At 64.5% G+C, this 23,144-nt stretch carries 19 protein-coding genes and 1 tRNA gene; 15 read left to right on the top strand and 5 right to left on the bottom strand.

Annotated features, from left to right (window positions below; all coding sequences use genetic code 11):
• Nucleotides 1-58: 58 nt before the first annotated feature.
• The 3 genes from BI327_RS12465 (at nucleotide 59) to ggt (ending at nucleotide 3,789) form a co-directional block, all read left to right on the top strand.
• Nucleotides 59-322, top strand: a complete 264-nt coding sequence (locus tag BI327_RS12465; RefSeq protein ID WP_083742038.1) for a BA14K family protein — start codon at nucleotides 59-61, stop codon at nucleotides 320-322.
• A 146-nt stretch (nucleotides 323-468) separates the two neighbouring features.
• A complete protein-coding gene (locus tag BI327_RS12460) occupies nucleotides 469-1,968 on the top strand; it encodes an amino acid permease (protein ID WP_076860779.1) in 1,500 nt (499 codons plus the stop codon).
• Between the two features lie 84 nt (nucleotides 1,969-2,052).
• Entirely contained in the window at nucleotides 2,053-3,789 is a 1,737-nt protein-coding gene (ggt, locus tag BI327_RS12455) for a gamma-glutamyltransferase (protein ID WP_076860502.1), read from the top strand.
• Nucleotides 3,790-3,927: 138 nt separating this feature from the next.
• Here ggt and BI327_RS12450 read toward each other — a convergent pair whose 3' ends face one another.
• Nucleotides 3,928-4,278, bottom strand: a complete 351-nt coding sequence (locus BI327_RS12450; protein ID WP_028344609.1) for a hypothetical protein — start codon at nucleotides 4,276-4,278, stop codon at nucleotides 3,928-3,930.
• A 548-nt stretch (nucleotides 4,279-4,826) separates the two neighbouring features.
• Here BI327_RS12450 and BI327_RS12445 point away from each other — a divergent pair.
• The 5 genes from BI327_RS12445 to BI327_RS12425 all read left to right on the top strand — a co-directional run bounded on the left by BI327_RS12445 (nucleotide 4,827) and on the right by BI327_RS12425 (nucleotide 9,766).
• A complete protein-coding gene (locus BI327_RS12445) occupies nucleotides 4,827-7,319 on the top strand; it encodes a penicillin-binding protein 1A (RefSeq protein WP_076860501.1) in 2,493 nt (830 codons plus the stop codon).
• 188 nt (nucleotides 7,320-7,507) lie between these two features.
• Nucleotides 7,508-7,702 carry a hypothetical protein gene (locus BI327_RS12440; protein WP_143271588.1) on the top strand — a complete coding sequence of 65 codons (195 nt, stop codon included), beginning with the start codon at nucleotides 7,508-7,510 and terminating at the stop codon, nucleotides 7,700-7,702.
• Nucleotides 7,703-7,913: 211 nt separating this feature from the next.
• Nucleotides 7,914-7,987, top strand: a tRNA-Gln gene (locus BI327_RS12435).
• 177 nt (nucleotides 7,988-8,164) lie between these two features.
• The gene (locus tag BI327_RS12430) at nucleotides 8,165-8,572 is read left to right on the top strand and encodes a GNAT family N-acetyltransferase (protein ID WP_076860499.1); all 408 of its coding nucleotides are present in this window, start codon (nucleotides 8,165-8,167) and stop codon (nucleotides 8,570-8,572) included.
• Between the two features lie 138 nt (nucleotides 8,573-8,710).
• Nucleotides 8,711-9,766: a transporter substrate-binding domain-containing protein gene (locus tag BI327_RS12425; protein ID WP_159450439.1), complete on the top strand. Its 1,056-nt coding sequence runs from the start codon at nucleotides 8,711-8,713 to the stop codon at nucleotides 9,764-9,766.
• Between the two features lie 9 nt (nucleotides 9,767-9,775).
• On the opposite strand, the gene BI327_RS12420 is transcribed toward BI327_RS12425, so the two are convergent.
• The 3 genes from BI327_RS12420 to BI327_RS12410 are packed head-to-tail and all read right to left on the bottom strand — an operon-like array spanning nucleotide 9,776 to nucleotide 14,705.
• On the bottom strand, nucleotides 9,776-10,336 hold the full coding sequence (locus BI327_RS12420; RefSeq protein WP_076860497.1) for an invasion associated locus B family protein: 561 nt from the start codon (nucleotides 10,334-10,336) through the stop codon (nucleotides 9,776-9,778).
• A 56-nt stretch (nucleotides 10,337-10,392) separates the two neighbouring features.
• Entirely contained in the window at nucleotides 10,393-13,539 is a 3,147-nt protein-coding gene (locus BI327_RS12415; RefSeq protein ID WP_076860496.1) for an efflux RND transporter permease subunit, read from the bottom strand.
• Entirely contained in the window at nucleotides 13,536-14,705 is a 1,170-nt protein-coding gene (locus tag BI327_RS12410) for an efflux RND transporter periplasmic adaptor subunit (RefSeq protein ID WP_076860495.1), read from the bottom strand. The genes BI327_RS12415 and BI327_RS12410 overlap by 4 nt, the downstream gene beginning before the upstream one ends.
• A gap of 182 nt (nucleotides 14,706-14,887) precedes the next feature.
• On the opposite strand from BI327_RS12410, the gene BI327_RS12405 reads away from it, so the two are divergent.
• The 7 genes from BI327_RS12405 to BI327_RS12375 all read left to right on the top strand — a co-directional run bounded on the left by BI327_RS12405 (nucleotide 14,888) and on the right by BI327_RS12375 (nucleotide 21,567).
• Entirely contained in the window at nucleotides 14,888-15,349 is a 462-nt protein-coding gene (locus BI327_RS12405) for a MarR family winged helix-turn-helix transcriptional regulator (RefSeq protein ID WP_076860494.1), read from the top strand.
• Between the two features lie 129 nt (nucleotides 15,350-15,478).
• Entirely contained in the window at nucleotides 15,479-15,718 is a 240-nt protein-coding gene (locus tag BI327_RS12400; protein ID WP_028344615.1) for a hypothetical protein, read from the top strand.
• A 258-nt stretch (nucleotides 15,719-15,976) separates the two neighbouring features.
• The gene (locus tag BI327_RS12395) at nucleotides 15,977-18,541 is read left to right on the top strand and encodes a TonB-dependent receptor (protein ID WP_083742037.1); all 2,565 of its coding nucleotides are present in this window, start codon (nucleotides 15,977-15,979) and stop codon (nucleotides 18,539-18,541) included.
• A gap of 20 nt (nucleotides 18,542-18,561) precedes the next feature.
• Nucleotides 18,562-19,251 (top strand): Fe2+-dependent dioxygenase, encoded by a 690-nt coding sequence (locus BI327_RS12390; protein WP_076860493.1) that lies wholly within the window; start codon nucleotides 18,562-18,564, stop codon nucleotides 19,249-19,251.
• A gap of 3 nt (nucleotides 19,252-19,254) precedes the next feature.
• Nucleotides 19,255-20,292, top strand: a complete 1,038-nt coding sequence (gene exbB / locus BI327_RS12385) for a tonB-system energizer ExbB (protein WP_394329848.1) — start codon at nucleotides 19,255-19,257, stop codon at nucleotides 20,290-20,292.
• 3 nt (nucleotides 20,293-20,295) lie between these two features.
• On the top strand, nucleotides 20,296-20,760 hold the full coding sequence (exbD, locus tag BI327_RS12380) for a TonB system transport protein ExbD (protein WP_076860492.1): 465 nt from the start codon (nucleotides 20,296-20,298) through the stop codon (nucleotides 20,758-20,760).
• 12 nt (nucleotides 20,761-20,772) lie between these two features.
• Nucleotides 20,773-21,567, top strand: coding sequence for a TonB family protein (locus BI327_RS12375; protein ID WP_076860491.1), 795 nt, complete (start codon nucleotides 20,773-20,775; stop codon nucleotides 21,565-21,567).
• Between the two features lie 262 nt (nucleotides 21,568-21,829).
• On the opposite strand, the gene BI327_RS12370 is transcribed toward BI327_RS12375, so the two are convergent.
• Nucleotides 21,830-23,023, bottom strand: coding sequence for an ABC transporter substrate-binding protein (locus BI327_RS12370; RefSeq protein ID WP_394329854.1), 1,194 nt, complete (start codon nucleotides 23,021-23,023; stop codon nucleotides 21,830-21,832).
• Between the last annotated feature and the right edge of the window lie 121 nt (nucleotides 23,024-23,144).

Raw genomic sequence — 23,144 nt, 5'->3', positions numbered from 1 at the left:
TAGGAGTGGTCGCATGTCCGGATTGAGGGCGGTTGCAGCCGCCATATTGCTCGCAGGGATGACGCTCTCGCCCGTCATGGCCCAGATCTCGGAGCCGGCACTGTTTGACGCGCAAAATCCCGGGCGCAGCGCCATCAACGGCGGCGCCTTGACGCCGTGGGGTGAAGCCCAGGAGGCGGCGCGACATGGCGGCAACCCGGCGAACGCCTATGGCGCGATGCCGGCGCCCGCGCCATTGTCTTCCTGCGCTCGCTACCGTTCATTCGATCCGGCGTCGGGCAGCTTCCTTGGCCGCGACGGCCGACGCCATCCTTGCCAATAGGGCCCAAGCCCTTGCTTGGCGGTGGATAAGCGCGCTGGAGCTTGTCGGCCGCTCGAACGCCAACGTGTCGAGCGCGTTATAGTCTGCCGATCGTGTCGGGTCCCGCCGGACCCGAGCGGCGGAGGGCACGTGCCGTGACCGACACCTTGGCCGGTTTCTGGGATCGAAAGTCGACCTCCGAGTTGTTGCGGGAGGCGGCGCGGGCCGACGGCGACGCGGAGACGCCGATCTTCAAACGCTCGCTGTCGGCGTTGCAACTGGTCACGCTCGGCATCGGCGGCATCATCGGTGCAGGCATCTTCGTGCTGACGGGCCACGCGGCGGCCGCGAATGCCGGTCCCGCCGTCACGCTCTCCTTCATGCTTGGTGCGGTGGCCTGCGCCTTCGCCGGCCTGTGCTACGCCGAGATGGCGTCGACCGTGCCGATCTGCGGCAGCGCCTACACTTATGCTTACGCGACGCTCGGCGAGCTGATCGCCTGGATCATCGGCTGGGATCTGATCCTCGAATACGCGGTCGGCGCGATCGCGGTCTCGGTCGGTTGGTCCGGCTATTTCGTCAGCTTCATGCACGATTTCGGCATCAACCTGCCGCAGCAATTCACCTCGGCGCCGCTCGCCTACGACGTCAACACCGGCACGTGGTCGTCGACCGGCGCGGTCGTCAACATCCCGGCGATGGCGATCATCGCCTTCGTCACCACGCTGCTCGTGGTCGGCATTCGCGAGTCCGCGCGCTTCACGAGCTTCGTTGTCGTGATCAAGCTCATCGTCATCGCGCTGTTCCTCGCCGCCGCGGCCTCCTCGGTGACGCTGGCGAACTGGGTGACGGCGAGCAATCCGGAGGGGGCGCTGATCCCGCCGAATGCAGGTCCAGGCGTATTCGGCTGGTCCGGCGTGGTCCGCGGCGCGGCCGTGGTGTTCTTTGCCTATATCGGCTTCGATGCGGTCTCGACCGCGGCACAGGAGGCGAAGGTGCCGGAGCGCGACATGCCGATCGGCATTCTCGGCTCGCTGGTGATCTGCGCCGCGCTCTATGTCGCGGTCGGATTCGTGCTGACCGGCATCGTGCCGTATGACCGGCTCAGCGTGCCCGATCCGATCGCGGTCGGGATCGATGCGATTGGTATCGGCTGGCTCGGGCCCTTCATCAAGCTCGGCATCCTGTTCGGACTGACGTCGGTGATCCTGATCATGCTGCTGGCGCAACCGCGGATCTTTCGCGCCATGGCGCATGACGGACTGCTGCCGGGCTTTGCCGCAAGGATCCATCCGCGTTTCCGGACGCCCTATGTCTCGACCATCTTCTCCGGCACCATTGCCGCGGTTCTCGGCGGCCTGCTGCCGATCGGGCTGGTCGGCGAACTGGTCTCGATCGGGACGCTGTTCGCATTCACCGTGGTGTCGATCGGCACGCTGGTGCTGCGCATGCGCGATCCGGAACTGGCGCGGCCGTTCAGGGCGCCCGCGATCTGGCTGGTGGCGCCGGCGGCCGCTGGAACGTCGCTGTTCCTGATGTTCGGCCTGCCGCTCGACACCTGGATCAGGCTCGCGGTGTGGCTGGTGATTGGGCTTGTGATCTATGCGGCCTATGGCAGACGCCACAGCCGGCTGCGGACGCGCGGTGAGGGCGGCGCGGCCCTATAGTGCGCACGCGTGCGGCCTGCTAGATTTGCCCGTTGAGATGGCACGGCAAGCCGCGACAAGTCGGCATTCCCCGGGGAGACGTCCATGCAAAATCCTACGACGCGCGCGCGATGGATCGTCGCTGCGATTGTCTCGATCGGCGTTACGGCCACCGCGCCGGGTCGCGCGGCCTCGGTCGCACCGGTCGCCGCCGAGAACGGCATGGTGGTATCCGCGCAGCATCTTGCGACCCAGGTCGGCGTCGAGGTGTTGAAGCGGGGCGGCAACGCGGTCGATGCGGCCGTCGCCGTTGGTTATGCGCTCGCGGTGGCCTATCCCGCCGCCGGCAATCTCGGTGGCGGCGGGTTCATGACCATCCAGCTTGCCGACGGCCGCAAGACCTTCCTGGATTTCCGCGAGACTGCGCCGAAGGGCGCCACCGCCAACATGTATCTCGACAAGGACGGCAACGTGATCCCCGGCCTGTCGACCAAGGGGCATCTCGCCGTCGGCGTGCCGGGCTCGGTGGCCGGGATGGAATATGCGCGCGAGAAATACGGCACGATGAAGCGTGCGGATCTGATCGCGCCGGCGCTGCAACTCGCCGAGGACGGCTTCGTGCTCGACCAGGGCGACGTCAGCATGCTGCAGACCTCGACCAAGGACTTTCAGGACGATCCGGCCTCGGCCGCGATCTTCCTCAACAACGGCAAGCCGTTCCAGGTCGGCGAGCGGCTGACGCAGCATGAACTCGCCGAGACGCTGCGCGAGATCAGCAAGCGCGGCACCGACGGCTTCTACAAGGGCTGGGTCGGGGCGGCGATCGTCGCCTCGAGCCAGGCCGGCAAGGGGCTGCTCACACAGGAGGACCTCGACAACTACAAGGTACGCGAACTCGCGCCGGTGGAATGCGACTATCGTGGCTACCACGTGATCTCGGCGCCGCCGCCGAGTTCGGGTGGTGTGGTGATCTGCGAGATGCTGAACGTCCTCGAGGGCTATCCGCTGAAGGAGCTCGGCTACCATTCGGCGCAGGCGGTGCACTACCAGATCGAGGCGATGCGTCACGCCTATGTCGATCGCAACAGCTATCTCGGCGATCCTGATTTTGTGAAGAATCCGCTCGAGCGGCTGCTCGACAAGAATTACGCCGCGAAGATCCGCGCCGTGATCGATCCGGCCAAGGCCGGTGTGTCCAGGGAAATCAAGCCCGGCGTGCCGCCGCATGAGGGCAGCAACACCACGCATTATTCGATCGCCGACAAGGACGGCAACGCGGTGTCGGTGACCTACACGCTGAACGACTGGTTCGGCGCCAAGGTGACGGCGGCCAAGACCGGCGTGCTGCTGAATGACGAGATGGACGACTTCACGGCCAAGGTCGGCGTGCCGAATCTGTACGGTCTGGTGCAGGGCGAGGCCAATGCGATCGTCCCGGGTAAGCGCCCGTTGTCCTCGATGAGCCCGACCATCGTGACCAGGGACGGCAAGCCGGCGATGGTGGTGGGGACACCCGGCGGTAGCCGCATCATCACGGCCGTGCTGCTGACGATGATCAACGCCATCGACTACGGCATGAACGCGCAGGAGGCCGTGGACATGCCGCGCTTCCACCAGCAATGGCTTCCCGAGGCCACCAACCTCGAGGACTACACGCTGTCGCCGGATACGCGGAAGATCCTGGAAGGCATGGGCCACAAATTCGGTCCGCCCCAGCCGGCCAACCACCTCGCGGTGATCATCATCGGCGCGCCGTCGCTGGGCGGCGAGCCGGTCGGCAACAACCGCTTCTACGGCGCCAACGATCCGCGCCGCAATTCGGGGCTCGCTGCCGGCTATTGATAGTAATCGGTAGCCCGCATGAGCGCAGCGATATGCGGGGTTCCCGGATGTCGCGGAGCCTGTCATCGGGCGCGCGTTCGCGCGACCCGTTTGGCTCATCCGGGCCACAAGGACCGCATTAGAAAACGAATCCAGGCGTCAGGCGACGGCCGTTGACCTGCCGTCGTCGTGTCCGCTCGTGAGCAGCAAGCGCCGGCGGATCGCATCCTCGACCAGAGCCAGCGATTGCTTGGCTTCACGCGCCTCGGCCTCGGCGGCCTGGGCGCGGAATTCGGCCGCATCGAGCTGCTCCTGTTGGGACTCGATGCGTCGCCGCGCTTCCTCGAGGGCCCGAGATGCGTCCCTCAGCTTGCGCTCGGTGGCGGCGATGATTTCGAGCTGTGCCTGTTCGGCGGCCTCGGCGCGCGCTTCGCCGGCGCGGGCCCTGTCCTCGATGCTTCGGAACAGGTCCGCTGCCTGATAGACCAGGTCCAGCGCTTCGGTGCCCATCGCCGATGTCGGTGGTCTTGGAAATCCCAAGACGTTCGGGTCGGCCGCAAAAGGCCGTCTAAATCCGCGCAGTGCCATCGAAATCAGCCCCTCGCGAGTCGCGTGTATATGAACAACTTGGGGTAGTTATAGTTAACAGATCGTTAATCCGGCGGAGCTGCCGGCACTGTCCACCGGTTTCTGATGTCGCAGCATCCAAAACGGCAACCGGGTAGGGAAGGCAACGGTCTCGGCCTGCGCTTTGCTTTCGCGACTCGCAATCTGCGCAAGCGCAGCGACTGAACATCGGAGTAAGCTTCGGCCAGGCGGGCGAATCGCGGTGAGCAGAGTTTGGAATTGAACTTGCCCGTAAAAAGCCGGACGGCGACGGGGTCCGCTGATTTGGCGGCGCGCGCGAACCGGGCTCTATGGCATAAGTTTGACGCCTGGCACGGTTAAATTCTCCGGTGTTGAATTGCAGGTCCAGGGTGCGACCGATATACCGGGCGGCCTAAGTGGCACGCAGCGCGCTCAGAACGAGCGACGTATTCGCCACGGAAATCTGGTCGATGAAATTTCTGTTGCGGTTCTTCGGGTTCCTGTTCACCGCGGGAACCATCCTGTTCCTGGCTGGTCTGGCCGCGGTCGCAGGGCTGTTCTGGCATTTTTCCAAGGACCTGCCCGACTACTCGCAGCTTCAGAACTACGAGCCGCCGGTGATGACCCGCGTGCACGCGGCGGATGGCTCGCTGCTCGGCGAATACGCCAAGGAGCGCAGGCTCTATCTGCCGATCCAGGCGGTGCCGAAGCTCGTGATCAACGCCTTCCTCGCGGCCGAGGACAAGAACTTCTACGAGCATGGCGGCGTCGATTACACCGGCATGGCGCGCGCCGGCGTCGCCTACATCCAGAATTTCGGCTCCAACCGTCGTCCGCAGGGTGCCTCCACGATCACCCAGCAGGTCGCCAAGAACTTCCTTTTGACCAACGAGGTGTCGTTCACCCGCAAGATCAAGGAAGCCTTGCTGGCGATGCGAATCGAGCGGACCTACTCCAAAGACAAGATTCTCGAGCTCTATCTCAACGAAATCTATCTCGGCCTCGGCGCCTACGGCATCGCCGCGGCCTCGCTGGTGTATTTCGACAAGTCCGTCAACGAACTGACGGTCTCCGAAGCGGCCTATCTGGCGGCGCTGCCGAAAATGCCGGCCAGCCTGCATCCGGTGCGCAACCGTGCGCGCGCCATCGAGCGGCGCAACTACGTGATCGACCGCCTGCAGGAGAACGGCTGGATCACGGCCGCCGACGCCGACAAGGCGCGCAAGGATCCGCTCACCGTCACCAACCGCAGCAACGGCGCGCACACCTTCGCCGGCGAATATTTCTCCGAGGAAGTCCGCCGCGACATCTTCGAGCGCTACGGCGAGAAGAAGCTCTATGAAGGCGGCCTGTCGGTGCGCACCACGCTCGATCCCAAGATCCAGGTGATGGCGCGCAAGACCATGGTGGCCGGGCTCGTGAACTATGACGAGCAGCAGGGCTATCGCGGCCCGATCCAGAAGCTCGACCTCACCAGTGACTGGGGCGTGCCGCTCGCCGAGATCAAGTCGCTCTCCGACATTTCGCCGTGGCGCATGGCCGTGGTGCTGGAGAGCAACGACCAGTCGGCACGGATCGGCTTCCAGCCGGGCCGCGAGCTCGGCGGCGCCATCAGCAAGCAGCGCGAGACCGGCATCATCACGCTCGAAGGCGTGCGATGGGCGCGAACAGTGTCCGGCCCGTACAAGGGCAAGACGCCGACCTCGGTGGCGCAGGTGTTGCAGCCCGGCGACGTGATCTACGCCGATCCGCTGTTCACCAAGGACGGCAAGCCCGTCGAAGGCCAGTACCGGCTGCGCCAGGTCCCCGAACTGTCGGGCGCCATGGTGGCGATGGATCCGCACACCGGCCGCGTGCTCGCGATGGTCGGCGGTTTCTCGTTCGACCAGAGCCAGTTCAACCGCGCGACGCAGGCCTACCGGCAGCCCGGCTCGACCTTCAAGCCGATCGTCTATTCGTCGGCGCTCGACAATGGCTATACCGGATCGACCGTCATGATCGACGCGCCAATCGAGATCGACCAGGGGCAGGGCAACGTCTGGCGCCCGGAGAACTTCTCGACCGGCAAGTACCAGGGGCAGGTCACGCTGCGCAACGCGCTGCGGCTGTCGCTCAACACCGTGACGGTGCGGCTGGCGCAGGAAATCGGCATGCCGTTGATCGGCGAGTATGCCAAGCGCTTCGGCGTCTATGACGAGCTGCCGAACTATCTCGCCTACGCACTCGGCGCCGGCGAGACCACGGTGATGCGGATGGCCACGGCCTATTCGATGATCGCCAATGGCGGCATCCGCGTGAAGCCGACCCTGATCGACCGCATCCAGGATCGCTACGGCCACACCATCTTCAGACACGACCAGCGCGAATGCCGCGGCTGCGACGCGCCGGAAGGCTGGAAGAACCAGCCGGAGCCGCAGCTCGTCGACCGTCGCGAGCGGGTGCTCGACGCGATGTCCGCCTACCAGATCACCTCGCTGATGGAGGGCGTGATTCAGGCCGGCACCGGCACCGCGCTGAAGGATGTCGGCAAGCCGCTCGCCGGCAAGACCGGCACCTCGAACGAGGCCAAGGATCTCTGGTTCGTCGGCTTCTCGCCGGATCTCGTGGTCGGTCTCTATGTCGGCTACGACAAGCCGCGCTCGCTCGGCCGCAACGCGCAGGCCGGCCACACCGCGGCGCCGATCGCGCGCGACTTCCTGAAGCTTGCGCTGGCCGACAAGCCGGCAACCCCGTTCAAGCAGCCGGTCGGTATCCGCCTGGTGCTTGTCGATGCCAAGACCGGCCTGCGCGCCGCGCCTGGCCAGAAGGGCGTGGTGCTGGAAGCCTTCAAGCCGGGCCAGGCGCCGCCGGTGTATGACGCCGGAATGGTCGCCGGCACTGATGTGATCGACGGGACCCAGCAGCCGATCCCGCCGGATGCGGATCGGGCCGTGATGCGGTCGGGGACGGGCGGGCTGTACTGACGCCCGCCGGCATCAGCCGACTGCATCCGCTCGATCCCTTGCACCGCCCTGGCAGCGCGGCGGTGCGGCGCTTTGTCAGGCCGCCGCGGTTGAACGCGCTCCTTGCCAGATCGACCTTATGGAGAGACGCCGGATTGCAGGGGCGAGGACGTCTGCTGCCGATGGCGCGCGTTCCGCGGTGAGTGCCCGTGATCAAAGTGCTGAAGGTCGTTGCTCACGCCGTGTGGGCGATTTTCACAATCGGGCTCGGAACGCTGATTGGTACGAGCTATGGATGGGTGCATCACGGCTGGCTCGGCGCCATCGTGCTGGGCACCATTGGCTTTGGCGTCGGGGCGCTCTTCGCTGCCTTTCCCGAGACGGCGCTTGAACTGCTTGGCTGAGCCATTGACGCCACCGGACAGGAAGCGGTCACCTGTGGCCGTCCCCATACTGGCCGAGATTTTCGCGCCCATTTGCCGCCAACAATGCTTGCCAAGCGTAGGACCAAGCAGGTAGAAGGTCGCACTCGCGCGGGCGCTGATTTGGCAGGCGAACCCGCTGCACCGAGATGTCCAGTCATCCAGCTAAGCTGTTGATACCACGGACTATTCTTGGGGAATGGTGTAACGGTAGCACAACAGACTCTGACTCTGTTTGTCTTGGTTCGAATCCAGGTTCCCCAGCCAGTCCGCCTCGGTGGCGCGATCATCCTCCGAAATTCCGGTGAGATTGCGTGGCGCGGCCCCGCGCCTGATGCGGGCACGCGGCATGCGCTATCGCAGCATCGAGGCTGGATTAGCCCGGCGTAATCCACCATGGTCTCGCGCGCGTGGTCCTGTGTGTTGCGACAGAGGTTTAGGTTGATGGACGAAATTCTCTATGCCCGCGAAGCGTCGATCGGCGTCGACGAATTCATCGAGGTGCTGCGGCAGTCGGGCCTCGGCGAGCGGCGTCCGCTGGCGGACACCGATCGGATGGAGCGCATGATCGCCAATGCGAATCTGATCGTGACGGCGCGGAAGGCGGGCAAGCTTATCGGCGTCTCGCGCGCGCTGACCGATTTCGCCTATTGCTGCTATTTGTCCGATCTCGCGGTCGATCGCGACTATCAGGGGCATGGCATCGGCAAGCGCCTGATCGCGGAAACGCGGCGGCTCGCCGGACCTGAATCGATGTGCCTGTTGCTGTCGGCGCCTGACTCGATCGGATTCTACAAGACCATCGGCATGCCGCAGCCGGACAACGCGTTCCTCTACAAGCGCGAGCGATAGCGCCGGTCGTGCTGCGCTAGACGGCATATCCGTCATCATGCGGCGCTACCGTGCCGCATGAATTTTGCGCGTTTCATTTTTATCCATTGCATTGCCTGTCGCTTCGTTGTCGTACGGGCCGGCCTTTGCTGGCTGTTGGTGATCGTCTCGGTCAGCGCCGGGATCGCAGCGCAGTCCGGCGCGACGATGCCGCTGCGCGTCGCGGTCTATGATGTCGAGCCATATGGCGGGAAGGGGCGTGACGGGCTGTTCGATGGCGCAAGCGTCGACCTCTGGCGGCGCGTCGCGGAAGATCGTCACTGGCAGTACCAGCTGACGCTGGTGGCGCGGCTGGACGATTTGTTGTCGGGGCTGGAGGCGCACACCTACGACGTCGGGATCGGTGCCATCACCATCACGCCCGAGCGCATGGCGCGCGTGGACTTTTCGTATCCGACGCACCGATCGGGCGTTGCCGCGGTGTTCGCAAGGAAGACCGGGGCCGCATCCGCGTTTCATGACTATGTGATGGCGGCGGGAGAGCTCGGCGAGTTGATCGGCGCCATCCTCGTTCTGCTGGCGGTGATCGGCGTGCTGATGTGGTGGTTCGAGCGGCCGCACCTGAGCAAGGACGGCACGACCGAGACCGCATCATCCGTGACCTCATGGCATGAGGGCATGTACTGGGCCGTCGTCACCATGACCACGGTCGGTTATGGCGACAAGACGCCGAAGACGCATCTCGGCCGCGGGCTTGCCGTGCTCTGGATGGTCGGAAGCCTGGTGCTGGTGTCGCTGCTGACCACCAGCCTGATCGCACGCATGACGGTCAGCCGTGTCGAGGGCATCGTGGCCAATCGCACCAGCGACCTCTCAGGCAAGCGGCTCGGCGCCGTGTCGGGTTCGTCGGGCGCGGAATATCTCGACACCCAGCGGCTTGCCTACCAGAAATACGAGACGCTCGCCGATACGTTCGAGGCCGTTGCGTCGGGGAAGGCGGATGCCGTCGTCAACAGCATCGGCGCGTTGCAGTATCTGACGCGAACGCGCTTTGCCGACACGATCGCGCCGCCGCACGGTGTGCTGGCGCCGGCCTATATGGCGTTTGCGTTGCCGATGAACTCGGATCTCAAGCGGCCGCTGGATCGCGCCCTGACCATCGTCACCGCGAGCCCGGAATGGCGGTCGGTCGAGGACACCTATTTCGGGCAGTGATGATGCCGGCTACTTGATCTTGTCGTACACCGTCGCGAAGTCGCCGAGCGGCATCGGGATGCTGATGGTTTCCTTGCCGAGATTCTGGAACGACACCTTGAGCTGCTTGCCCGACTTCAGCTGGCTCAGGACGTCCGCGGCGATCGGCGCATTGATGTAGCAGCCGCGCGCTTCGCAGGTCTGGATCGGCACGTCGACGGCCTTGCCGTCGTCGACCTGCAGCTTGGCGCCGACCGGCAGGTTCAGCCCGAGCGGCAGCTGGATCAGCGCCATCGGCGCGCGGGTGTCGCCGGGGACGCGGATATTGACCAGCACGATGAGCTGGCCGGTCTTGCTCAGCACCGCGGTCTGTTCCATCGCACATTCGAGCGGCGCCTCGCGGCTCGCGCTGGTGCAGCGCGCGACCCAGCCGGAATTGTTGGGCGAGGCGGCATCACCTGGAGGCGCGGCGGGAGCAGCTGCCGCAGCCGGTGCGGGCGCATTCTTGCCCTTGGGCGCCTGGGCGTGGCCGAGGCCAGCCAGGCCGAATATGGTGAACAGGACGAGAAGCGACGTTGTGACAATCTTCACGGGACCGGCTCCGAAATGAATATCTTCGGATGTGCCGGTCGCCGGGCAATGTCAAGTCACTCGGCGGCCTGCTTGACCGATCCGTCGTCGCCGTCGTCGGCATCGTGGTCGGCGCGCGGCGAGCGGCCCCAGTTCGCGAACGCGTTGGAGAACCTGTCGAGATAGAGATAGACGACCGGCGTCGTGAACAGCGTCAGTGCCTGGCTGACGATCAGGCCGCCGACCATGGCGTAACCGAGCGGCTGGCGGATCTCGGAGCCAGTGCCGGTGCCGAGCATCAGCGGCACGCCGCCGAGCAATGCTGCCATCGTCGTCATCATGATCGGGCGGAAGCGGAGCAGGGCGGCCTGCCGGATCGCCGCCACCGGCTCCATGTGCTGATCGCGCTCGGCGGCGATCGCGAAGTCGACCATCATGATGCCGTTCTTCTTCACGATGCCGATCAAGAGGATGATGCCGATCAGCGCGATCAGCGAGAAGTCGAAGCCGGCCGCCATCAGGATCGCCAGCGCGCCGACGCCGGCCGAGGGCAGCGTCGATAGAATGGTGATCGGGTGGATGTAGCTTTCGTAGAGAATGCCGAGGATCAGATAGACCACCACGAGCGCTGCGAGGATCAGTAGCGGCACGGTCGACAGCGATTGCTGGAACGCCTGCGCAGTGCCCTGGAAGCTCGAGCTCAGGGTCGGCGGCGCGCCGAGGTCGACCATTGCCTTCTGCACCGCTTCCGTGGCCTGGCCGAGAGCGACGCCCTGCGCCAGGTTGAACGAGATGGTGATCGCCGGGAACTGGCCCTGGTGGCTGATCGAGAGCGGCCGCACCGGCGCGCTGGTCCATTTCGCAAAGGTCGACAGCGGCACCTGTTCGCCGGTCAGCGGCGACTTGACGTAGATGTTGTTCAGCGTGTCGATCGAACCCTGCAGCTCCGGCAGCACCTCGAGGATGACGTGGTAGCTGTTGAGCTGGGTGAAGTACTGCGTCACCTGGCGCTGGCCGAACGCGTCATACAGCGTGTCGTCGATCAGCTGCGGCTGGATGCCATAGCGCGAGGCGGTGTCGCGGTTGATCTTCAACTCGACCGTGGTTCCATTGGTCTGCTGGTCGGTCGCGACGTCGCGCAGCTGCGGCAGTGTCTGCATCTTGCCGAGAATCTTCGGCGCCCATTCGTTCAGTTCGGCGAGGTTGGCGTCCTGCAACGTGAACTCGAACTGGGTACGGGTCGGGCGGCCGCCGAGGCGAACGTCCTGCGCGGCCTGCATGAACAGCCGGGCCCCGAGCACCTTCTCCAGCTTCGGCCGCAGGCGGGCAATGATCTGCTGCGCGTTGGCGTCGCGCTCGCTCAGCGGCTTCAGCGTGATGAACATGTTGCCGTTGTTGCCGGCCCGGCCGCTGCCGCCGATCGCCATCGCCACCGTCGCCACGCCTGGATCCTGCATGACGATCTTGCTGAGTTCCTCCTGCTTCCCCTTCATCTCGGCGAACGAAATGTCCTGGTTGGCCTCCGAGGTCGCGGTGATCAGGCCGACGTCCTGCTGCGGGAAGAAGCCCTTCGGGATGATGACGAACATGTAGACCGACAGCGCCAGCGTCGCGAAGAAGATCATCAGGGTCGTGAACTTCCAGCGCAGCGCGAGGTCGAGCACGCTCTGATAGCCGCGCAGCATCGCGTCGAAGCCACGTTCGCTGAGCTGATAGAAGCGGCCGTGCTTCTCCTCGTTGTGGGCGCGCAGGAAGCGCGAGGCCATCATCGGCGTCAGCGTCAGCGACACGAACATCGAGACGAAGATCGTCATCGCCAGCACCACCGCGAACTCGCGGAACAGGCGGCCGATGATGCCGCCCATCAAGAGCAGCGGGATCAAGACCGCGACCAGCGAGATGCTGATCGAGACGATGGTGAAGCCGATTTCCTTGGAACCCTTGAAGGCGGCGGCCATCGGCCGCTCGCCCTCTTCGATGTAGCGGCTGATGTTCTCCAGCATCACGATGGCGTCGTCGACTACGAAGCCGACCGCGATCGTGAGCGCCATCAGCGACAGGTTGTCGAGGGTGTAGCCGAAGATCCACATCAGCGCGCAGGCGCCGAGCAGCGCCAGCGGCACCGTCACGGCAGGGATTACGGTGGCCCAGAAGCTGCGCAGGAAGGCGAAGATCACCATCACGACCAGGAAAATGGTCAGGAGCAGGGTGAACTGGACGTCCTCCACCGCGGCGCGGATCGTGGTGGTGCGGTCCGAGATGACCTCGATCTTGACCGCCGGCGGAATGGCCGCGACCAGCCGCGGCAGCGCCGCCTTGATCTTGTCGACGGTGTCGATGACGTTGGCGCCGGGCTGCTTGAAGATGACGAGGAACACGCCGCGCTTGCCGTTGGCCCAGGCCGCCTGCTTGGCGTCCTCCGGTCCGGTGACGGCCTGGCCGATATCGCGGATCCGCAGCGGCCCGCCATTGCGGTAGGCGATGATGACGTCGTTCCAGGGATCCGCCGTCAGCAGCTGGTCGTTGGCATAGATGGTGTAGGCGCGGGTGGCGCCGTCGATGTTGCCCTTCGGGCTGTCGACGGTGGCGATGTTGATCGCGGCGCGGACGTCTTCCAGCGACAGGCCCTTGGCGACGAGCTTGGCCGGGTCGATCTGGACCCGGACCGACGGCTTCTGCTGGCCGCCGATGATGACCTGCGCGACGCCGGAAATCTGGCTGATCTGCTGGGCGAGCTGGGCGTCGACGGAATCGCTGACCGTCGTCAGCGGCAGCGTGTCCGAGGTCGCCGACAGCAGCATGATCGGTGCGTCGGCCGGGTTGACCTTGCGATAGGTCGGCGGCGAGGGCAGGCTCTTCGGCAACTGGCCGCTGGCGGCGTTGATGGCGGCCTGCACGTCGTTGGCGGCGCCGTCAATGGAGCGGTTGAGGTCGAACTGGATGGTGACCGACGCGGTGCCGAGATAGCTCGTCGAGGTCATCTGCGCGATGCCGGGGATCTGCGCGAACTGGCGCTCCAGCGGCTGGGCGACCGAGGTCGCCATCGTCTCCGGGCTGCCGCCCGGCAGTGTCGCGGTGATCTGGATGGTCGGGAAGTCGACCTGCGGCAGCGGTGCAACCGGCAGCAGCGGGTAGGCGACGAGGCCGACGAACAGGATGCCCGCCATCAGCAGCGAGGTGCCGATCGGGAAGCGAATGAATGGTGCGGAAATTCCGTCGCTCATTCCTGCGTAACCTTCGACTGGGATGGATCCGAGCTCGCCACCGCCGTCGTCACCAGGGTTCCCGGCGAGACCTTGTACTGGCCCGCGGTGATCACCTGCTGTCCCGGTGACAGGCCCTCGTCGATCACCGACCGGCCGTCGATCGACTGGCTGACCTTGATCTTGCGAAGCTCGGCCTTGTTCTCCTGATTGACTGAGTAGGCGTAGAGGCCGTCGGTGCCATGCTGCACCGCGTCATCCGGAACGACGGTGGCATCCTTCAAGGTTCGGACCAGCAGCCGGGTCGAGACCGACTGGCCCGGCCACAGCGCATGGTCCTTGTTATCAAACACCGCTTTCAGCCGGACAGTCCCGCTCGTGGTGTCGACCTGATTGTTGATCAGCGCCAGGGTTCCCGTGGACAGCACCCGCTTGCCGTCGGTGGTCAGCGCAATGGTCTTGGGCGGTGCCACCGCCAACGCTGCCTTGATGTCGGGCAACTGGTCTTCCGGTGCGGTGAAGATCACCGTGATCGGCTCGATCTGGGTGATCGTCACGATGCCGGTCTGGGCCGAGGCGTTGACGATGTTGCCGATGTCGACCAGTCGGAGGCCGACGATCCCGTCGATCGGCGACTTCACGGTGGTGTAGTCGACCTGGGTCTGGGCGTTGAAGATGGCGGCGTCGTCGGCGGCGATCTGCGCCGTGAGCTGCGCCACGGTGGAACGCTGGGTGTCGAGCTGCTGGCGCGTCGCGAACTCGCCGAGCTTGGTGTAGCGCTGCAGGTCCAGATTGGCGTTGGCGAGGTTGGCCTCGTCCTGGGCCTTCTTTGCCTTGGCCTGGTCGAGCGTCGCCTGATAGGGCCGCGGATCGATCTCGACCAGCGTGTCGCCCGCCTTGACGAACTGGCCTTCCTTGAAGGCGATCTTGGTGATCTGGCCGTCGACCCGGGTGCGGACCTGGACGGTGTTGAACGCCTGCACCGTGCCGAGACCGGTGAGGTACACCGGGAAGTCGGCCTTCTCGACCGGCGAGATCCTGACCGGAACTGCCGGGCGCTGGGCGGAACGCTTCTGCGCGGCCTCGGCGGCCAGCTTGTTGTCGGAGTATTTTTGCCAGCCGAAATAGCCGGCCGCGCCGACCGCAGCGATCACTAAAACCCAACCGATGGTGCGTGACTTTGACATGCGGACTCTTGGGTTCGACGTAACAATAAAGGGTGATCGAAACGGTTCACAGAGCTTGCGGATATAATATGCGTGCACTTAATGTGTAAACACACCAAGGCTTGAGAATCCTAAACATTCGGAAAGGTTTAGGTCAGAAACGAGCGGAAACATTCCGTCTGGGAAACGCACCGAGGACCCCTATGTCGCTCGATCTCAAACGCCAGTTCATCGCACAACTCGTCGAGAGTTCGAGGCTGCTGCGCAACTATATCGATCATCGCGCCAAGGCGCGAGGGACCACGCGCGCCCAGTGGATCGTGCTGTTCCGCCTGCGCGAGCAGGAGGGGCTGTCGCAGGTCGATCTCGCCGACGTGCTCGAGCTGCAGCCGATCTCGCTGGTGCGGCTGCTTGACCGCCTCGTCGAGCATGGCCTGCTCGAGCGCCGTCCCGATCCGAGGGATCGCCGCGCCAATCGCCTGTTCCTGACCCGGACCGGGCGCCGCCTCGTCGACGATCTCGACAGTCTGCGCGATGCGATCGCCGGCGACGTGCTGCGCGACGTCTCGGACAGGCATGTCGAAAGCGGCCTCGCCACGCTTCGCGAGGTCAAGGATCGCATCAAGGCGCTCAGCGAGGAGGCGGAGCGCCTCGCTGCGAAGTAGCCCCGCGTCTCGACACGCGCAGACTTGCTCTCCATCCGTTCACTTGTTGCAGCTTGCGCGACCCGGTTGAAACACGGCGGGATGTCGTCCATATCGCGCAAGCGACGATGCGAGAGGACGAGGGTTGCGATGGACGAGTTGAACGGGCGCATGATGGCATGCCAAATCCTGGTCACTGGATTGATCGCGCGCGTCGCCAACGAGCAGCGTGATCCGCTGCGTTTTCTCACCGACTTCCGCGACGAGATCAAAGCGGTCGTCAACGGCGTCAATATCGCTGGCCTCGAGAACAGCGACCGCGTGCGGCAGGTCGCGCAGCGGACCATCGACGAGCTGTTTTCGCTGATGAAGCCGCCAAGCGCCGAGTGATCGGCGGATACATCGACCGGCGCGCGCAAGAGTAGCAAACGGCGCGCGCGCACCAGTTTAGAACGATTATTAGAACGCTTAAAAACTAGAGTTTAGAACGATTTCAAATCGTAGATTAGAATCCCTTTGAACTGGGGCGATTCAAGCGAACTGTGGCGCTGATCGCATTGATAAAAAAAGTCACGCTCGATAACCGATGGAGACAGTTCGTCGCACCGTGAATTCGCGACGAACTTGCTTTTCTGGGGGCGTGAAGAAATGAGCAATGTGAAGGCGCCGAGATCGCTGCGCTTCGATGCAGCGATTGGTTCGGCTGATGATACGGGCTATTCCGCCACGAAGGTCTCCGCGGTTGCGAGCCTGATCGCGGTGGCGTCGTTTTCGGGGGCCGAAGCGCAGCAATCCAACCTGCCGCCGGTGAATGTCGATGCGCCGGTCGCGCGCCCGCGGCCCGTCTCGTCAAAGCCCACGTCGGACCAGGTCCGGGCCCGCAACGGGCTGCGCCGCGCTGCGCGGCGCACCAACCAGCAGGCGCAGCAGGCGCCGGTGCCGTTTCCCAACGCCGGCGGTCTTCCCGCTGACCGCGACCCCTATGCGGACCCGGCCGCGCCGTACAAGGGCGACCGCGTGCAGGCATCCGGAAAGTTTCCCGAGCCGATCCTGAACACGCCAAAGTCAATCACGGTGCTGACCAAGGACGTGCTCGAGGACAAGAACGCCACCTCGCTGAAATCCGCGATCCTCAGCACCGCCGGCGTGACGCTCGGCACCGGCGAGGGCGGCAATGCGTTCGGCGACCGCTTCTTCATCCGCGGCTTCGACGCGCGCAACGATATCTTCATCGACGGCGTCCGCGACGCCGGCGTCAGCGTCCGCGAGAACTTCTTCACCGAGCAGGTCGAGATCCTGCGCGGCCCCGGTTCGACCTTCGCCGGCCGCGGCACCACCGGTGGCGCGATCAACATCGTCACCAAGCAGGCGACGACGCAGAACAGCTTCTACAACATGGACACCTCGTTCGGCACCGATCGCACCAAGCGGGTGACGCTCGATGTCAACCAGGTGATCAGCCCGACGCTGGCGATCCGCGCCGGCGGCCTGTTCCAGGATGCCGGCGTCGCCGGCCGCAGCTACGTCACCGACAATCGCGACGGCGCGTTCGTCGCCGGCACATGGAAGCCGGTCGATGCGGTGAAGATCACCGGCAACTATATCCACACCGAGCTCACCGGCATCCCGGATTTCGGCGTGCCTTACTACCGGCCGAGCACCGCGACGACCGCCGGCGGCCCGTTCCCGGACTTCGGCGTCAACCGCAACAATTTCTACGGCTTCGTCAACCGCGACTTCTTCAGGACCGGGCAGGACATCGGCACGATCAACGCCGAGGTGCAGGTCACGCCGGACCTCGTGATCAGCAACAAGATCCGGGAATCACGCTCGACCCAGAACTACATCGGTACGCTGCCGGAATCGCCGACGCTGGCAGCCGGCGCCCCGTTCACGGCGTATACGCTCAGCGCCAATCCGCAGAGCCGCTATCAGGTCACCGACGTGTTCGCCAACCAGACCGAGGCGACCTACAAGTCGGTCGACGGCCTCGGGTTCAAGCACACGACGACGGCCGGTATCGAATACGACAACGAGCGTTCTTCAATCGACAGCTACACCGGCCTGGCCTCCGAAATCACGACCGGCACATCGTCTTTCACGGGCAGCGGCTCGCTCTCCGGTGTCAGCGTCTTCAACCCGCAATACACCAACATCCCGTTCACGAGCACCCCGAGCCTTAGCGGCAGGCCAACCAAGCTCAGCATCGAGACCGTGAGCGGATACGTGATGGACTCCGCCAACTACAACGACTTCGTCATCCTCAATGGCGGTGTCCGCTATGACGATTACAACATCAAGACCAGCGGCTATGGTACGGTCAATGGTGTCGCCAACGTCTTCGGTCAGCAGCAGCAAGACTACGGCATGCCGAACTTCAACCTCGGCCTGACACTTAAACCGTTGCCGAACGGAAGCGTCTATGCTGCCTATGCCACGTCCTCCAACCCGGTCGGTGCGGAGTTTGACGGCTCGAGCATTCAGTATGGTGGCCTCGCGCCGGTTCTCAATGCCAATTCAAACCAGATCTTTGGGCCGGAAAAGAACAAGGCGATTGAAGTCGGGACCAAGTGGGAATTGTTCGAGCGCCACTTGCTGGTGACGGCCGCGCTGTTCCAGACCGAGAAGGAGAACGCGCGCGAATCGATGAACGTCACCGCGGCGACCGCAACCGCCGCCTGTCCTTATCCGGCCGGAACGACCGGGACAGTCTCCTGCATTAGCGCTGGCGCAGCCTATCGCATCCGCGGCATCGATCTCGGAGTGGGTGGCAAGATCACCGACAAGTGGAGCGTGTTCGGTGGCCTCGTGTTGATGCAGTCTGAAGTGACTAAATCGAATATTCCGCCGGCGAACACGCTTTTGTACACCTCGAACGTCGGCTTGCCGCTCGCCAACGTCGCGCATCAGTCGTTCAGCATGCTCTCGAAATACCAGCTGACCGACATGTGGGAGCTCGGCGGGCAGGCGGTGTATCGCTCCAAGGTGTATGGCGGCACTTTCCTTGCGGCCAACCAGGGCACGTCGCTCCCGAGCTACTGGCGCTTCGATGCCTTTGCCGAAGCGAAGATCGACAAGCACTGGACCATGAAGCTGTTCGTCAACAACATCTTCGACAAGCGCTACTACGACGCGCTGTACCAGAGCGCGGCGCCGTTCGTGCTCGAAGCACCGGGACGCGCCGCGTATCTGGTTGTTTCTGCGCGTTACTGACGGAGGCTTCGCGGCACGAGATGCTGGTCTGTGTTCCCAACGTATTGAGCAAGGCTGATGTGGCGGACTTCCGCCGCATCATGGACGCCAGCGACTGGGAGGACGGCCGCTCGACCGCGGGTGCTGCATCCGCGATGGTCAAGCGCAACGAGCAGCTGCCGCCCGACAGCGAGGTCGCGCGGCAGCTCGGCAACCGGATTCTGTCGGCGCTGTCGGCGAGCCCGAGCTTCATCTCGGCGGCGATCCCACTTAGAATCTTTCCACCCTTGTTCAACCGCTACGCCGCCAGCGACGGGCACCATTTCGGTCTGCATGTCGACAATGCGGTGCGCGGCGACAAGCTGACGGGCCTGAGGATCCGCACCGACCTCTCGGTCACGCTGTTTTTATCTGAGCCGGGGGAGTACGATGGCGGCGAGCTCGTCATCGAAGACCTCTACGGATCCCATGAAATCAAGCTGCCGGCAGGCGATCTGGTACTTTATCCTGCTTCCAGCTTGCATCTGGTCACGCCGGTCACGCGGGGGACCAGGGTAGCGTCTTTTTTCTGGCTGCAGAGCATGGTACGGGATGCCCACGCGCGCAGCCTGATCTTTGATCTCGATACTGCGATCCAGGCTCTGGTGGAGCGGCTGGGGCGCGATGACCCTGAAACGGTCAAATTGACCGGGATTTATCACAACCTGATCCGTCACTGGGCTGAAGTGTAACTGATGATGACATCCAAGTTGTTCCCCGCTGCATCCGCCGTGATCGCCTCGCTGGCGATACTGATGCTGGCCGCGCCGTCTTCGGCGCAGCAGCAAGCGGCGCCTGCCGCGCAGCCCGCGCCCGTGACCCGGCCTCAGCCCGCACCGGCGGCGCAAGCTCCGGCTGCCCAGCCTGCGGCGGCCGCCCAGGCCGCGCCGGTGGCCCAGCCGGCGCCGCAAGCGCAGGCCGCGCCGGCGCCTGCCGCGGCGGCTCCGGCACCGACGGCGCTCGATGCGTCAGCGGCCGTGCCCGCGAGCGGCGATGCCAAGTCACTGAAGTCGACCTCCACCGGCCTGCACGAATTGTCGCCGTGGAATATGTTCCTGAACGCCGACATCATCGTGAAGGCGGTGATGCTCGGTCTCGCCTTCGCCTCGCTCGTCACCTGGACGGTGTTCATCGCCAAGATGGTCGAGCTGACCGTCGCGCAGAGCAAGCTGCGCGGGGCGCTCGCCAAGATCGCTGAATCGCGTTCCCTGGCGGAAGCGCAGTTCGCGCTCGGCGCCAAGGGCAGCGTGCTGTCGTCGTTCATTGCGGCTGCGATGCGCGAGGGACGCCTATCGGCGGGCATATCGAGCGACAGCGGCATCAAGGAGCGCGCGGCGTCGAGCTTCGCCGAGATCGTGCGCGCCGAAGCCCGCAAGATCCGCGTCGGCATGGGCCTGCTTGCGACCATCGGCGCGACGTCGCCGTTCGTCGGCCTGTTCGGCACCGTCTGGGGCATCATGAACAGCTTCATCGGCATTTCGAAATCGCAGACGACGAACCTCGCCGTGGTGGCGCCGGGTATCGCGGAAGCGCTGCTCGCAACCGCGATCGGTCTCGTCGCGGCGATCCCAGCGGTGATCATCTACAACCACTTCTCGCGCGTCACGAAGGTCTATCTCGAGCTCGTCAACCGCGCCTCGGGTGCGGCAGGGCGGCTGCTGTCGCGCGATCTCGACCGTACCCATGGTGACGTTCCGCGCAGCGCGCATCCGCGCGCCGCGGCGGCGGAGTAGGCGATGGCAGTCTCGATCTCCGAGAACGATGGCGACGACGATTTCGCGGAATCCCACGAGATCAACGTCACGCCGTTCATCGACGTCATGCTGGTGCTGCTGATCATCTTCATGGTGGCGGCGCCGCTCTCGACCGTCGACCTGCCGATCGATTTGCCGACCTCGAGCGCCACGCCGCAGAAGAAGCCGGACAAGCCGACCTATCTCAGCATCAAGCCCGACCTGACGTTGGCGATCGGAGAGAACGCCGTGAAGCGGGCGGACCTGATCAACTCGCTCGACGCGGTGCCGGACATGAGCAGGGACAAATACGTGTTCCTGCGTGCCGATCGCGTCGTGCCCTATGGCGAGCTGATGGGCGTGATGGAGCTGCTGCGCGCCGGCGGCTACACCCATGTGAAGCTGGTGACGCTCGAGGGCGTTCCGGGAGCGCCGGCGGCGGCACAGGCCGACCCGGCCAAACCCTGACGGCGAAGTGCGATGTCCACCAACCCCGATCTCGATCTGCGGACGTCGAAACGGCTTTGGGTGATTGCCGCGGTGACGGCGGTTGCGTTGCATCTGGGCGGTGCGGCGCTGGCGCTGACCAATTTGCGCGGCGACGATGGCGACGAGGGTCTCGGCGCTGCAGGTGCGGAATATGCCGTCGAGCTTGCCTCCGCGGACGCGCCTGATGATGCGGCACCGCCCGGCGCGCCGGCTGACGACCAGCAGGCCGTGCAGGAAATGGCGCAGCAGAAGGCCGAGGTGAAGGATACCGACCTGCCTCAGGCCAAGCCGGATGAGGCCGACGACCCCGACCGCATCGTGACGGAAGACACCACCAAGAAGCAGAAGGAGGAGGAGGCCAAGGTCGCGAAGGTCGAGACCAACGCGCAGGAAGCGGTGCAGGCCTCGGAAGCGGCCGCGCCGACCAAGCTGGAAGATGCGCGTCAGTCGGAGACCACCAAGGCACCCAACCCCGGCATCGGCAAGGACAAGCTCCTGCTGACCGCCAAATGGGGCAAGAAGATCAGCGCCTATCTCGACCTACACAAGAAATTCCCCGAGAACGGCAAGGCCAAGACGGCCAAGGTGAAGATCGCTCTCGTGCTCAACCGCGTCGGCAAGGTGTTGTCGGTCGCGGTGATGGAATCGTCCGGCGACGCCGCCTTCGACGACGCGGCGCTCTCGATGGTCCACCGTTCCGATCCGGTCCCGGCGCCGCCCGCCGACCTGACCCAGGATCAGTTCTCCTTCAGCCTCGACGTCAACTACAACAAGCCGAAGAAGTAGCGCGCAACGCGCGCAATTCGAAACGCAGTACTCGGACGATTCATGTCGCGAGACGATGAAGCTGCGTCCCCATCCTCGCTGTCATCGCCCGGCTCGATCGGGCGATCCAGTACGCCGCGGCCCATCGGCTCAATAACGACTGTCTCTGGAATACTGGATCACCGGCTTTCGCGGGTGATGACACCGAGAGTTTGGCCGCAAGCGTCGATATCATCGGGCCGCGCTTTGCGCGGACGCGTCGGCGAGCCCGGAATAACGAGGGTCAGCTCTTCTTCACCAGCGGGCAGACGCTCTTCTCGAGCGGCAGGAAGGCTTCATCCGCGGGGATGGTGGCGATCAGCTTGTAGTAGTCCCACGGATATTTCGACTCCGACGGCTTCTTGACCTCGAACAGATAGGCGGGGTGGATCTTGCGGCCGTCGACGCGGATCGAGCCCTTTCCGAACAGTGGATCGTCGGTCGGCATCTCCTTCATCTTGGCGACCACGGCGCGGCCGTCATGCGGATTGCCGCCGAGCGCCTCCAGCGCCTTGAAATAGTGGATCAGCGACGAATAGACGCCGGCCTGCACCATGGTCGGCGGGTTCTTCTTGAAGCGCTCCATGAAGCGCTTGGTGAAGGCGCGGGTCTGGTCGTTCATGTCCCAGTAGAACGTCTCGGTGAAGTTCAGGCCCTGCGCGACGTTGAGACCGAGCGCATTGATGTCGGTGATGAACAGCAGCATGCCCGCGAGCCGTTGGCCACCCGAGACGATGCCGAATTCGGCGGCCTGCTTGATCGCGTTGGTGGTGTCGCCGCCGGCATTGGCAAGGCCGACGATCTTGGCCTTCGAGCTTTGCGCCTGCAGCAGGAAGGACGAGAAGTCCGCGTTGTTGAGCGGATGCTTGACGCTGCCGAGCACCTTGCCGCCATTCGCGATGACGACGTTCGAGGTGTCGCGTTCGAGCGCCTGGCCGAACGCGTAGTCTGCGGTGAGGAAGAACCAGGTGTCGCCGCCGGATTTCACCAGCGCCTTGCCGGTGCCGTTGGCGAGCATGTAGGTGTCGTAGACCCAGTGCACCGTGTTCGGCGAGCACTGCGCGCCCGTGAGGTCCGACGAAGCCGAGCCCGAGTTCAAATTGACGACGTTCTTCTCCTTGGCGAGGTTGGCAATCGCGAGCCCGACATTGGAGGCGGCGAGGTCGACGAACACGTCGACCTTCTCGACATCGATCCACTGCTTGCCGATGTTGACGGCGACATCGGGCTTGTTCTGGTGATCGGCCGAGATCAGGTCGATCTTCCAGCCCTTGGCCAGCAGTCCGGAATCCTCGATCGCCATCTGCGCGGCCACCGTCGAGCCGGGACCGCCGATATCCTGGTAGAGCCCGGATTGATCGCCGAGCGCGCCGACCTTGGCGACCTTGTCCATCGTCTGCGCCGACGCGCCGGTGACGAGCACAAGACTCGTCGTCATGACCAAGGCTGTCGCGACCGAGGCTGCAATGGAACGCTTCATCTTCCCTCCAGTATGATTTTGTTTTTTTGAGTTCCGCATTATGCCCGGCATCGGGCGCATCGCCTAGGGCACCGCTGCG

The sequence above is a fragment of the Bradyrhizobium mercantei genome (assembly GCF_001982635.1).
Lineage (GTDB): Bacteria > Pseudomonadota > Alphaproteobacteria > Rhizobiales > Xanthobacteraceae > Bradyrhizobium > Bradyrhizobium mercantei.
This window is presented reverse-complemented; position numbering and strand designations above follow the sequence as displayed.